This window comes from Limnohabitans sp. (assembly GCF_031538885.1).
In the GTDB taxonomy this organism is placed as follows: Bacteria; Pseudomonadota; Gammaproteobacteria; order Burkholderiales; family Burkholderiaceae_C; genus Limnohabitans.
This window is the reverse complement of the sequence record NZ_JAVKLW010000077.1, coordinates 1-12,720: the sequence shown is the minus strand read 5'-3', so window position 1 is coordinate 12,720 and position 12,720 is coordinate 1. Positions and strand designations below refer to the sequence as shown.

Sequence of the window (12,720 nt, the reverse complement as noted above, 5' to 3'; positions counted from 1 at the left end):
GTACATTGGGCAACTTCGACTTGGCGGTTAAAGCGGCCATGATGCTCTCGCATCCTCAGCCACCTATAACCAGTTCATCTTTGTTGCACTTCGTCCTTGAATCCGCCTAGCAATAAAAATGCCCCCCAATTTGACATAGGTCTGTCACAGGGATAATGCATCTTTCGCGGCGAAAGTCCTTTTTTTGATGTGAGATTTTTTTGCAAAACACCCACTCCTCTCAATTGGTACAACGCAGTTTGCAAAGTGTGTGGCATCCATGCACCCAAATGCAGCATCACGAAACGGTGCCCTTGGTTGCCGTCAAGCGTGGCCAAGGTGCTTGGCTCTATGACGTGGACAACCGCCGCTACCTAGACGCCGTCAGCTCGTGGTGGGTGAACTTGTTTGGTCACACCAACCCTCGCATCAACGCAGCACTCAAAGACCAACTCGACACCCTCGAGCATGCGATGCTCGCGGGCTTCACCCATGAGCCCGTTGTCGAACTGTCTGAAAAACTAAGCGCACTCACCGAGGGTGTTCTGGGCCACTGCTTTTACGCGTCTGACGGTGCCTCTGCCGTAGAAATCGCGCTGAAGATGAGCTTTCACTCGTGGCGCAACCAAGGCCTACTTCGCAAGCAAGAGTTTGTCTGCCTCAAAGGCGGCTATCACGGCGAAACTGTCGGTGCGTTGGCGGTAACGGATGTCGCCGTGTTTCGTGATGCGTATGACGCGCTACTCAAATCCACGCATTGCATCATGTCGCCCGATGCGCGACTGGCCTTCGATGGCGAGACAGCCGAAGACCAAGCACGTCGCGCTGCACACGAACTCGAACTCTTGCTGCAAGAACGTGCTGACCACATCAGCGCCGTGATTGTCGAGCCATTGGTTCAATGCGCCAGTGGCATGGCCATGCACAGCCCCTTGTATTTACAACGGGTCCGTGCGCTGTGCGACCAACACAACGTGCACATGATTGCAGATGAAATCGCCGTGGGCTGCGGTCGTACCGGCACTTTCTTTGCCTGCGAACAGGCCAAAATTTGGCCCGACTTTGTATGCCTCTCCAAAGGCATCAGCGGCGGCTATTTGCCCTTGTCTTTGGTAATGACGCGCGACAACATTTACCAAAGCTTCTACAGCGACAGTGTTGCGCGCGGCTTCTTGCATTCGCACTCCTACACAGGCAACCCACTGGCATGCCGTGCGGCATTGGCCACATTGGCGATTTTTGAAGAGGACGATGTCCTGGCTCAAAACAAGCTGCGTGCCCAGCACATGACCACTGCACTCACACCGCTGGCACAACACCCCCAGGTCAAGCACTTTCGGCAGCAAGGCATGATTTGGGCGTTTGATGCACAGGTCAACGATCCCGCCAAAGCCGCCACGTTTGCACGCCGCTTCTCCAGTCGTGCCTTGGCACATGAGTTGCTCATTCGTCCGATTGGTTGCACTGTTTATGTAATGCCTCCCTACATCTTGACCCATGACGAGATGGATTTGCTGACCACGCGTTTGCACACGGTCTTTGAAGAAGTGATTCACGAATGACGCACGCACTGTTCCAAACGCTGTCGGCCAAGCTGGCGGATATTGATACGCAAAACCTGCGACGCAAACGCTTAACCACAGAGACACCGTGTCAGCCCCACTTGGTGGTACGAGCACAACCCATACTGGCCTTCAATAGCAACGACTATCTGGGTCTAGCCGCACATCCACAGGTGGTCGAAGCGTTCAAAGAAGGCGCATCGTTGTACGGCGTCGGTAGCGGCGCATCACACCTCATCAGCGGCCACTCGCAAGCGCATGCGCGCTTAGAAGAAAAGCTTGCCGCCATGCTCTCGCCCTACCTTGAGTCTGCACGGGCACTTTACTTTTGTACGGGCTATATGGCCAACCTTGGCATCTTGAGTGCCCTCGCCGATAGCGCACAAGGCGACATCACGGTATTTTCAGAGTCACTCAACCATGCCTCCTTGATTGACGGGATACGTCTTTCGCGCAGCGCCATTGCGCTTTACCCACACTGCGACACACAGGCTTTGGGTGAGGCACTCACAGCCTGTACCAGCAACACCAAAGTGGTGGTCACGGATAGTGTCTTCAGCATGGATGGGGACATTGCCCCCGTGCGTGAGTTGTTGGCCCTGTGCGAACAGCATGACGCATGGCTGGTGGTCGACGATGCCCACGGCTTTGGCGTTCTCGGCGAGACAGGTTGCGGCATCTTGGCGCAGCTCCAACTGCGCTCGCATCGCCTGATCTACATGGGAACGCTGGGAAAAGCCGCAGGCGTAGGCGGGGCCTTCGTGGCCGCACATGACACCTTCATTGACTGGATGGTGCAACGCTCACGTCCGTACATTTACACCACAGCTGCACCACCTGCATTGGCCCATGCGCTGCTGACCAGCCTGCGAATTATTTTGAGCGAGGAAGGCCAAGCACGTCGTGCCCATCTGCAAGAACTCATTCAACAGCTCGCCACTTCACCCATCCCTGCCAACTGGTCGCGCTTGCCATCGAGCACAGCGATTCAACCCATCGTCATTGGCAGCAATGCCGATGTGCTCAAAGCCTCGGCGGCGTTACAAGCGCAAGGGCTTTGGGTGACGGCCATCCGTGCGCCCACCGTGCCCGCAGGCACGGCACGTTTGCGCATCACGCTCTCTGCGGCACACACCACCGCCGATGTCGCGCAACTCATCCACGCGCTCAGGAGTTTGGCGTGAACCATCCATTACCCACAGGCAACTTCTCCTGCTTTGTCACAGGTACCGACACTGAAATTGGCAAAACACTGGTCAGTGCCGCGCTGCTGTATATCTTGGTACAACGCGGCGTCCAAGTCGCGGCCATGAAGCCCGTGGCAGCGGGCGCTGAGTGGCGCAACGGAGCTTGGCACAACGACGACGCCGACATGCTCGCCCACAGTGCCAATGTGCCCTTGCCCCCCACACTCACCACACCCTACTTGCTGCGTACACCTGCCGCCCCTCACATTGCAGCGGCCATCGACAAGGTGGTGATAGACCCTGCCCACATCCAACAGTGTTTCAACCACGTTCGCACCCAGTGCGAAGCTGTCATCGTCGAAGGCGTGGGTGGATTTCGTGTGCCATTGACCGACCACTTCGACACGGCGGACTTGGCGCAACAGCTGGCATTGCCTGTCATCTTGGTGGCGGGCTTGCGCTTGGGCTGTATCAGCCAAGCCTTGCTGACGGTCGAGGCCATACAAGTACGAGGACTCCAGCTCATGGGCTGGGTTGCCAATACCGTAGACCCCCACATGGGCCATGTCGCAGCCAACCTACAAGCATTGGCGCAACGCATCCCTGCGCCATTGCTAGGTCATATTCCAAGACTGCTTGAACCCAGCGCATCAGTTGCTGCTTCGTTCATCGGCACGCAAGACCACACCGCTTCAAACGATGCCTAACATCTCGTTACGCCAGATCAAGCAGCGCCAAGTTCTGCAAGCGCTCGCCAGCGCTACCGTCAGCGCCTTCGATGTGGCACTGGCCCGTTCAGCCGATCCATTTTCCAGCAAATCCATCACCCCCACTGCACCCTGGCCTGCTGGCGGTGGCAGTGATGCGGTGATGCGTGCATTTGCCGAAAGCGCCAGTCGCATTTTGGGCGTACCAGTCATCGGGGAAAACAAGCCTGGTGCGGATGGGACATTGGGCGCAACGGCCATGGTCAATGCCAAGCCTGACGGCTAGACCTTGACGAGGAGGTTGGCTTTGAAGCGGCCATCGGCAAAAAAGGCATCGTTCACCGCCTGTGGGTTAAACCCCGACATCGCACCACAGTCCAAACTCAAGGCACGTGCAGCCAAGATGAGGTAGGCCCCTTGCATGCTGCTGTTACGCGCTGCGGTCGCATCGGACACTGGCGTGTCCTTGCAGGCGTGAACCGTGCGCGCTTGGCGAAACAGTTGGTCGAGCGTGACATCGTTGAGGGCGTTGAATGACGTGGGTATTTGCTAGTGAAAAAAATGAATTCTTAAGCGCTGGTTCAAGGCAAAAATATCAGGCGCATCAATAGCGCGAACATCGCCAGACACAGCACGCCCCATCAACTTCGAGGCCGTGGTCAGATGCGGCAACACCGTGCCCCAAAAGTAAACGTGCTCTGCATCTGAAATCAAAAGCGTGGGGAAGTTGTCCACATCAATGTTGTCCAGCACATCGGAATGGTCTTCAATATCCACCCACACAAAGTCGGCATTTTCAGCGTATTGCGCTTGGAGTGTGTGGAACACATGCAGGTATTCATCGCATGTTCGGCACCATGCAGCACAAAAGCAAGCCACGAACAGACGGGGGGGCGTATCAGACATCTCAGCAAGTTGGAAGAGGCCAAGCCTCTTCCAACAGGGAGATCAGCGTTTGGCGTGGCTCAATTGTCGCACCACCCTCTTTCCATAAAAAAGGGACCGTGAGGTCCCTTTTTTGTTTCAGCACAAACCGAATTACTTCAGGTGCTTGCCGATCAAGCCAGCCAACTCAAACATGGTGACTTGAGCTTTGCCAAATACGGCCTTGAGCTTTTCGTCTGCATTGATGTTGCGCTTGTTGACGCTGTCTTGTAGGCCATGTTTTTTGATGTAGGTCCACATTTTGCTGACCACTTCGGTGCGTGGCACAGGCGTGTTACCAATCACTGCAGCCAAAGCGGCGCTTGGTGTGAGAGCCTTCATGAAAGCAGCATTTGGTGTGCGCTTTTTAGCGGGTGCTTTTTTCGCGACTACTTTTTTGACTGGAGCTTTTTTAGCCACAACTTTTTTCGCGGCTACTTTTTTAGCAGGAGCAACTTTCTTGGCTGCAACCTTTTTCGCAGGAGCAGCTTTTTTCGCAGCTATTTTTTTAGCGGGAGCAGCTTTCTTTGCTGTTACTTTTTTAGCCGGAGCTTTTTTTGCAGTTGCCATGGTTGATTTCCTTCTAGAAGTGTTTGTTATCAAGCCCTAGAGATATCGCTCTAAAGCAGTGCGCATGCTAATAGAGAACGCACGTCTTTCCAAGCTAAAAACGACTTTTCCACTGGCGGATGTTGTTTTTTGCGAATGTCCTTTGTCTCACATCGATTCAATGCGCTTCTATTACTCCAGCCCTGTGAAGTTTTAACCCGCATAGCGAACGCGGCGATCTTGGAAATAGCCCATGACTCGCTCAGGGTTTCACCACCCGATCGGTGGATGACTTTGGGTTGGCCATCGACTTGGAAGTCGTGGCTTTGGTCAAATCGACAGAAGTGTCGATTGCCAAGCTTTAAAACTCAGACTATTTTTTTATATGGGGCGGATTCAAGCACGAAGTGCAGCAAAGATAAACTGATTATAGGTGGCTGAGGATGCCAGAGCATCATGGCCGCTTTAACGGGGCGCGTGAGAGGCGCTTACTTCTCGTCACGGTCTGGCGTGCCACTGGGCCAGTCTTTGATGTAGGCCTTGAGCATTTTGTTCTCAAAGTTTTGGCTGTCCACAACTGACTTGGCCACGTCGTAAAAGCTGATGACGCCTTGCAGTTGGCGATTGCCAATGACAGGCATGTAGCGTGCGTGGCTACCCAGCATCATGCGGCGCACATCGTCAATGTCGGTCTCAGGTGTACAAGTGAGGGGATGGTCATCCATCGCGCTGCGCACGGTGAAATCACCCAAAGTGCCGCCGTTGCGACTCAAGGCTTGAATCACCTCTCGGAAGGTCAACAAGCCCACCAAGTCACCATGCTCCATGACCAACAAAGAGCCCATGTCTTTTTCGGCCATGATGCTGACGGCCAAGGCCAGAGGCTCCATTGGATCGATGGTGAACAAGGTGCCGCTGCCTTGGTCCTTGACGCGCAAGATATCGCTGACTTTCATGGTTTGTCTCCTCCAGTGAGGCCTGAAATATAGCCCACAATGACAAAGAAAAATCTGACAAACGCCCCCTGAGGAAACCATGCCTGGCTACAACAACCCCAGTTTTGACACGCTCGCCTTACACGCAGGGGCAGCGCCCGACGCGGCCACTGGCGCACGTGCAGTGCCCATCCACCTTACCACCTCGTTTGTGTTTGAGTCGAGTGAGCATGCGGCTTCGTTGTTCAACCTCGAACGCGCAGGCTATGTGTACAGCCGCATCAGCAATCCCACCAATGCGGTGTTGGAGCAACGTGTGGCGGCACTCGAAGGCGGCATCGGGGCCATCAGCACGGCCAGCGGCCAAGCGGCGCTGCATTTGACGATTGCCACACTCATGGGGGCGGGCTCGCACATCGTGGCCAGCACGGCTTTGTATGGTGGCTCACACAACTTGCTGCACTACACCTTGAGCCGCTTTGGCATGGAGACCACCTTCGTCAAGCCCAACGACATAGACGCGTGGCGCGCCGCGGTGCGCCCCAACACCAAGCTCTTTTTTGGCGAGACCGTGGGCAACCCCGGCTTGGACGTGTTGGACATCCCCACCATTTCTGCCATCGCGCATGAAGCAGGTGTGCCTCTGCTGGTGGACAGCACACTGACCACGCCTTACTTGGTCAAGCCTTTTGAGTTGGGTGCGGATCTGGTGTACCACTCAGCCACCAAATTCCTCAGCGGACATGGCACGGTGATTGGCGGCATCGTGGTGGATGGTGGCAGTTTTGATTGGGAAAGAAGTGGCAAGTTCCCAGAGCTGACGCAACGCTACGAGGGATTTCACAACATGGTGTTCAGTGAAGAAAGTACGGTGGGTGCCTTCTTGCTGCGCGCTCGCCGCGAAGGCTTGCGTGACTTTGGCGCATGCCTCAGTCCGCACAGCGCATGGCTGATTTTGCAGGGCATAGAAACACTCTCGCTGCGCATGGACCGCCACATGGCGAACACGGAAAAAGTGGTGCAGTTCTTGGCCAGTCACCCGATGGTCAGCCGCGTGGGCCATCCCTTGATAGAAAACCACCCTAGCCATGCACTGGCGAATCAGCTGCTGCGCTTTGGCGCACGTGGTGCTGGCTCGGTGTTCAGTTTTGACATCCGAGGCTCACGCGAACAAGGCAAGGCTTTCATTGAGGCCCTGCAAATTTTCAGCCACCTCGCCAACGTGGGAGACTGTCGCAGCTTGGTGATTCACCCTGCCAGCACCACCCACTTCCGCATGGACGACCAAGCTTTGGCAAGCGCGGGGATTGGTGCGGGCACCATCCGCTTGTCCATTGGGCTCGAGAATGCGGATGACTTAATGGCTGATTTGAAACATGCGCTCAAAGTCGCTGAAAAAGCGGGCGGCACATCGCGCCACGTGTGAGGACACAGACCCATGAAGCTCACCCTCCACCCCGCACCCGCACCCGCGTATGAGGCCTATGCCTACACAGGCGGCAAAGCCTTCGAGGCGAACAAACCCACCTTGGTGTTCATCCACGGTGTGCTCCATGACCACAGCGTGTGGATTTTGCAAACACGCTATCTCGCGCACCACGGCTTCAATGTGCTGGCCATTGACTTACCCGGCCACGGCCGCAGCGGGGGCGAGGCCCCCGCCAGCGTGGAAGAGGCCGCGCAGTTCATCGAGGCACTGCTGGATGCAGCAGGCATCCAGCAAGCAGGCTTGGTAGGCCACAGTTGGGGCTCCTTGATTGCGCTTGAAGCGGCGGCACGGTTGAAAGACCGCATCACACACTTGGCTTTGGTGGGCACAGCATTTCCGATGAAGGTCTCACCAGCTTTGATGGAAGCGTCTTTGAACGAGCCGATGAAGGCGCTGCGGATGGTGAACGTGTTTTCGCGCGCCACATTGGCAGCACCCCCGTCAGCACTGGGGCCTGGCACTTGGGTTTATGGAGCCTCCATGGCGCTGGGTCGTCGCGTCTTGGCCAGCAACCCGCAGGTGGATCTGTTTCACCGCGGCTTTGTGGCATGCGACCGCTATGCCAACGGTTTAGAAGCCATGGCAGCCATCACCTGCCCTGTGCTGTTGGTGCTGGGCGAGCGTGACCAAATGACACCGCTCCGTGCCGCACAAACATTGATCGCGCAAGCCAACGCCAGCGGCAAAACATGCCATGTGGTGATCGTGCCGATGGGGCATCACCAGATGAGCGAATCGCCAGAGGAAACTTTGAAGGCATTGACCACGTTTTTAAGCGCAAGCACTTAAAGGTGCGGTAACGGTGACCCCCACAGCATGCCGACGTGCGGCCCAGTCACAACACATCGCGCAAGCGCAAGTCCTGCCACTTCATCCACAGGCCTTCCGCTTCAGGGCTGCGCACCAACAATAATCGCTCCATCAACGGCGCTAGCGGCGTGTGCAACGGGTCGGCCAGCATCACATAGCGCGCTTCTTTCACATGGGTTTGGCGTGCATCCACCGATTCGCTCAGGCGCGCAATCCAATCGAGATCGACCAAAGCCGCCAGCACGTCTTCGATTTGCAGCGGGTCGAGTGCCAAGTCTTCACACAAGGTACTTAGGCTCGCACCATGCTCGTCGGTATTGCGGGCCATTTGCAAGCGTTGCAATACCTCTAAGGCCAACTGAAAACGCCAGCCTACGCTGCGGCCATCTCGGGAGATACCGCCTAACAAGCTCGGCAAGTTGGCTACCAAGACTGCGCCGATCAACACAATCGACCATGCCAAATAAATCCACACCAACAAAATTGGCACCGTGGCAAATGCGCCGTAGACCACCGAATAGGCGGGCATCTGACCAAAGTAATAGGCCAACACTTTGCGCGCAACTTCGGTCGCGGCGGCTACCCACACACCGCCTAGCAAAGCATGCGTCCAACGCACTTGGGTATAAGGCACAAAGCGGTAAAGCGCACTCACCGCCCAAGCCAACAACAAAAACTCCAACGTACTGAAGAGCCAACGCAAGTTGCCAAACGAGTCAGGCACCACGCCGCGCGAGACCGCCACGAACTGCGACATCATGACCAAACTGGCCCCCATCAACAAGGGTCCTAAGGTGATGGCCGTCCAATACAACAACATGCTGTGGGCCAACGGCCTGCGCTTGCGCACACGCCAAATGGCGTTGAGCGTGCGGTCAATGGTGAACACCAAGGCCAACGCCGACAGCAACAATGCAGTGACACCCACCACGCCTAAGCGACTGGCCTTGCTGGCAAACAAAGTCAAGTAACCAAGCACTTGACGCGAAATATTGTCTGGCACCAAGCTCTCCACCAAGCGTTTTTGCAACACGATTTGGAAGTCGCCAAACACGGGAAATGCGGTGAAGACGGCCAGCGCCACCGTCACCATTGGCACCAAGGCGATGGTGGTGGTGAAGGTCAAACTGCCTGCCGTTTGGCCCAGCCGGTCCTCGCGAAAACGCTGACGCAACGTACGTGCGGTGTTGCGCCAAGGGAATCGGGCGAAGCGTTCAAAGAAATCTTGAAGTTGCGTTACATTCATAAGCTGGATCATCTCACTTTCTATGCACGACTCCTCCCTCGCCCCCCAAGAAAATTCTCTGCGCCATGTCACGCTCACTCGTCTGTTGGCAGTGAGTGGTTTGATGGGACTTATCGTGCTTGGTTTGGTGTGGGAGCTGTGGCTGGCCCCCCTGCGCCCAGGCGGCACCTTGTTGGCCCTCAAGGTGTTGCCCCTGTGCTTTGCGCTGACGGGGCTGTTGAAGAACCGCATGTACACCTACCGCTGGCTCAGTCTGCTGATCTGGTTGTATTTCACCGAGGGGGTGGTCCGCGCTTGGGGGGATGCGTCGCCAAGCAACTATTTCGCTTTTGCTGAAGTGCTGTTGTGCGTGGTGCTGTTTGTCGCGTGTGCTTTGCATGTGCGCCTGCGTTTGAAGTACGCCAAAGAACACCCGTTGCCAGCAACCGTCACGCTGTAAAGCAGCCCATGCCCAGCAACACCTCGCTTGATCTATTAAGCACGCTGCGCGGGTTGCTGGGCGAGGTCCATGTCTTGACCGAGGGTGACTTATCGGCCTACGAGCAAGACTGGCGCAAACGCACACGCGGCAAAGCCTTGGCGGTGGTGCGCCCCAGCACGATCCAACAAGTCACCGAGGTGGTGAAAGCCTGCGCACAAGCCGGTGTGAGCATCGTTCCGCAAGGCGGTAACACAGGCTTGGTAGTAGGTGGCATCCCCGACGCCACAGGCACGCAAGTGCTGCTGAGTTTGCGGCGCATGAGTGGGGTGCGAAGCCTCGACGCTGACAACCTCACCATCACGGTGGAAGCAGGCTGTGTGTTGCAACACCTGCAACAAATGGCCGAGCAAGCAGGCTTTTTATTCCCTTTGAGTTTGGGAGCCGAAGGCAGCTGCACGATTGGCGGTAACTTGGCCACCAATGCAGGCGGGACGCAGGTGCTGCGCTACGGTAACGTACGCGATCTTTGCTTGGGCCTTGAGGTGGTCACGGCACAAGGTGAGGTGATGCACGGCTTGAGTGGTTTACGCAAAGACAACACGGGCTACGACTTGCGCCATTTGATGATCGGCAGCGAAGGGACCTTGGGCATCATCACCGCCGCCACCATAAAGCTCTACCCCTTGCCCGCTGCACAACTCACCGCGTGGGCTGCTGTGCCCTCGGTGGCTCACGCGGTCAAGCTGTTGGGCTTGGCACAGCAACATTTGGGTGCGGGACTGACTGGCTTTGAAATGATGGGGCAGTTCGCACTTCGCTTAGTTGACAAACATTACCCACAATTGCGCGTGCCCTTATGGCAAGACACGCCTTATTGCGTGCTGCTGGAGAACTCGGATTGCGAGTCAGAGGCCCATGCACGCGAACGCTTGGAGAAGTTGCTAGAAATCGCCTTGGAAGCTGGCTGCGTGAGCGATGCGGTCGTAGCAGAAAGCTTGGGACAAGCACGCAAGCTGTGGCACATTCGCGAAAGCATCACCCTCGCACAAGCCGAAGAAGGCTTGAACATCAAGCACGACATCTCGGTACCGATCTCGGCCATCCCTCACTTTGTCGAAAGCACCGATGCCTTGTTGGCGCGCGAAGTTGCCGGTGTGCGTTTGGTCAACTTTGGTCATTTGGGCGATGGCAATTTGCACTACAACGTGCAAGCACCCGAAGGCTGTGACACCTCCGCTTTTTTACGTGACTACGAAGCCCGAGTGAATCGCTTGGTCTATGAGTCGGTGAAGCAGTTTGGCGGCTCCATTTCAGCCGAACATGGCGTGGGCAGCATGAAAGTCCACAGCCTGCCCCACTACAAAGATCCCGTGGCATTGGCGATGATGCGATGCATCAAGCATGCGCTAGACCCTCAGGGCTTACTCAACCCGGGACGCGTCGTGGATTGAGGCGAGGTGTGCAGGCGGGGGCATGTCCACCCGATCAGCATGTCAATCAACTCAGGCAAGGTGTTGGCGGTCATTTTTTCCATCACCCGCGCACGATGCAGTTTGCATGGCTTGCGCGGTGAAGGGCCACAATCTGAACCAAGGTATTGACATCTGCTTCGGCGTCGTCAACGTAATGTTTGGGTTCTGAGTAACCACCAGATGCTATATTTGCCCTCTTATTTAAAATGAAAATGAAATTTACCATCGCATCGCTATCAGGCAGCGTCAATACGTTTGGTGGCATATAAAACTTTAATCTTATTCGCTATGCATGATCCCTGCATTTAAACTTCATAGAATTTTTTACCTAGATAGTCCATTTTTATGCGTCCCATCCGCCGTCAGTACGAAGACTTCATGCGCCATGTCAACACCCACGGCGTTGCCAAGACCGATCGCACTGGCACGGGCACATACAGCGTGTTTGGCTACCAAATGCGTTTTGACTTGAATGAAGGTTTTCCACTCGTCACCACAAAAAAAGTTCATCTGCGCTCCATCATTCAAGAGCTGCTTTGGTTCTTGACGGGTTCTAGCAATAACAACTGGCTCAAAGAGCGTGGCGTTTCGATTTGGGACGAATGGGCGAGTGAAGAGGGTGACCTGGGCCCCGTCTATGGCGTGCAATGGCGAAGCTGGCCTACGCCTGATGGCGGCCATATTGACCAAATTGCAGACGTCATCCAAACCCTGAAGACCAACCCCGATTCACGCCGCATCATCGTCAGTGCATGGAACGTGGCTGAGCTCAACAAAATGGCACTGATGCCCTGCCATGCGTTCTTCCAGTTCTACGTCGCCCCTGCCCAAAACGCAGGCGAACGGGGCCGCTTGAGCTGCCAGTTGTATCAACGCAGTGCGGATATTTTCTTAGGCGTACCATTCAACATCGCGAGCTATGCCCTGCTGACCCACATGGTGGCCCAGCAATGTGACTTGGATGTGGGGGACTTCATATGGACAGGTGGCGACTGCCATATTTACAGCAATCACCATGAGCAAGTGGCCTTGCAACTCAGCCGCGTCCCCTTCGCCTACCCGACCCTTCATATCAAGCGCAAACCAGATTCCATCTTCGATTACCAGTTTGAAGACTTCGAGGTGCTGGACTACCAATGCCACGCTGCCATCAAAGCGCCAGTTGCGGTTTAACCCATATTTCTGCTGTCTGGCACGTTATTGCGGATGGTCTTGGAGCAGACTTGGCCCAGCGTATTGAGCAATTCGTTCTGACTCCATCTTCATTGAATTTTGCACTATTGCATTCACATCGCAATCAGCTAGGGAACATCTGCATAACCTTCTTGTAAACCCTGACAGCGTGAACGCCATAGACTGCGTTGAATACACATGAAACAAACCAGCCTATCGATCAGCGGCTTTGAGCTGCAAAGTAAACGCACACGTCGACGAGAGTT

General features: G+C 55.6%; 13 protein-coding genes and 2 pseudogenes. 10 read left to right on the top strand and 5 right to left on the bottom strand.

Annotated elements, in window-relative coordinates; genetic code table 11:
- Nucleotides 1-200: 200 nt before the first annotated feature.
- From bioA to RMS03_RS06220, 4 genes are read left to right on the top strand one after another with little or no spacing between them, the layout of a single operon-like run.
- On the top strand, nt 201-1,541 hold the full coding sequence (gene bioA / locus RMS03_RS06235) for an adenosylmethionine--8-amino-7-oxononanoate transaminase (RefSeq protein ID WP_310626230.1): 1,341 nt from the start codon (nt 201-203) through the stop codon (nt 1,539-1,541).
- The gene (bioF, locus tag RMS03_RS06230) at nt 1,538-2,725 is read left to right on the top strand and encodes an 8-amino-7-oxononanoate synthase (RefSeq protein WP_310626229.1); all 1,188 of its coding nucleotides are present in this window, start codon (nt 1,538-1,540) and stop codon (nt 2,723-2,725) included. Before bioA ends, bioF begins: the two co-directional genes overlap by 4 nt.
- Nucleotides 2,722-3,435 carry a dethiobiotin synthase gene (gene bioD, locus RMS03_RS06225; protein WP_310626228.1) on the top strand — a complete coding sequence of 238 codons (714 nt, stop codon included), beginning with the start codon at nt 2,722-2,724 and terminating at the stop codon, nt 3,433-3,435. Before bioF ends, bioD begins: the two co-directional genes overlap by 4 nt.
- Nucleotides 3,428-3,721: a tripartite tricarboxylate transporter substrate-binding protein gene (locus tag RMS03_RS06220; RefSeq protein ID WP_310626227.1), complete on the top strand. Its 294-nt coding sequence runs from the start codon at nt 3,428-3,430 to the stop codon at nt 3,719-3,721. The genes bioD and RMS03_RS06220 overlap by 8 nt, the downstream gene beginning before the upstream one ends.
- Here RMS03_RS06220 and RMS03_RS06215 read toward each other — a convergent pair.
- The 3 genes and pseudogenes from RMS03_RS06215 to RMS03_RS06205 form a co-directional block, all read right to left on the bottom strand.
- Nucleotides 3,721-3,885: pseudogene (locus RMS03_RS06215) on the bottom strand (nitroreductase family protein); the annotation flags it as partial. The gene RMS03_RS06220 and the pseudogene RMS03_RS06215 sit on opposite strands and share 1 nt — an antisense overlap.
- Nucleotides 3,886-3,984: 99 nt before the next feature.
- Nucleotides 3,985-4,341: a thioredoxin family protein gene (locus RMS03_RS06210; RefSeq protein ID WP_310626226.1), complete on the bottom strand. Its 357-nt coding sequence runs from the start codon at nt 4,339-4,341 to the stop codon at nt 3,985-3,987.
- A gap of 132 nt (nt 4,342-4,473) precedes the next feature.
- Entirely contained in the window at nt 4,474-4,929 is a 456-nt protein-coding gene (locus RMS03_RS06205; RefSeq protein WP_310626225.1) for an SWIB/MDM2 domain-containing protein, read from the bottom strand.
- 251 nt (nt 4,930-5,180) lie between these two features.
- On the opposite strand from RMS03_RS06205, the pseudogene RMS03_RS06200 reads away from it, so the two are divergent.
- Nucleotides 5,181-5,273: pseudogene (locus RMS03_RS06200) on the top strand (transporter); the annotation flags it as partial.
- A gap of 123 nt (nt 5,274-5,396) precedes the next feature.
- Here RMS03_RS06200 and RMS03_RS06195 read toward each other — a convergent pair.
- Nucleotides 5,397-5,864 (bottom strand): CBS domain-containing protein, encoded by a 468-nt coding sequence (locus RMS03_RS06195; RefSeq protein ID WP_310626224.1) that lies wholly within the window; start codon nt 5,862-5,864, stop codon nt 5,397-5,399.
- Between the two features lie 79 nt (nt 5,865-5,943).
- Between RMS03_RS06195 and RMS03_RS06190 the strand changes: the two genes are divergently transcribed.
- Entirely contained in the window at nt 5,944-7,269 is a 1,326-nt protein-coding gene (locus RMS03_RS06190) for an O-acetylhomoserine aminocarboxypropyltransferase (protein WP_310626223.1), read from the top strand.
- 12 nt (nt 7,270-7,281) lie between these two features.
- Nucleotides 7,282-8,121: an alpha/beta hydrolase gene (locus RMS03_RS06185; protein ID WP_310626222.1), complete on the top strand. Its 840-nt coding sequence runs from the start codon at nt 7,282-7,284 to the stop codon at nt 8,119-8,121.
- Between the two features lie 46 nt (nt 8,122-8,167).
- Here RMS03_RS06185 and RMS03_RS06180 read toward each other — a convergent pair whose 3' ends face one another.
- Nucleotides 8,168-9,388 carry a YihY family inner membrane protein gene (locus RMS03_RS06180; RefSeq protein ID WP_310626221.1) on the bottom strand — a complete coding sequence of 407 codons (1,221 nt, stop codon included), beginning with the start codon at nt 9,386-9,388 and terminating at the stop codon, nt 8,168-8,170.
- A gap of 22 nt (nt 9,389-9,410) precedes the next feature.
- On the opposite strand from RMS03_RS06180, the gene RMS03_RS06175 reads away from it, so the two are divergent.
- The 3 genes from RMS03_RS06175 (at nt 9,411) to RMS03_RS06165 (ending at nt 12,454) form a co-directional block, all read left to right on the top strand.
- Nucleotides 9,411-9,827, top strand: coding sequence for a DUF2069 domain-containing protein (locus RMS03_RS06175; RefSeq protein ID WP_310626220.1), 417 nt, complete (start codon nt 9,411-9,413; stop codon nt 9,825-9,827).
- 8 nt (nt 9,828-9,835) lie between these two features.
- Nucleotides 9,836-11,260, top strand: coding sequence for an FAD-binding oxidoreductase (locus RMS03_RS06170; RefSeq protein ID WP_310626219.1), 1,425 nt, complete (start codon nt 9,836-9,838; stop codon nt 11,258-11,260).
- A gap of 366 nt (nt 11,261-11,626) precedes the next feature.
- Complete coding sequence (locus RMS03_RS06165) at nt 11,627-12,454, top strand: thymidylate synthase (protein WP_310626218.1); 828 nt, start codon at nt 11,627-11,629, stop codon at nt 12,452-12,454.
- Nucleotides 12,455-12,720 lie beyond the last annotated feature (266 nt).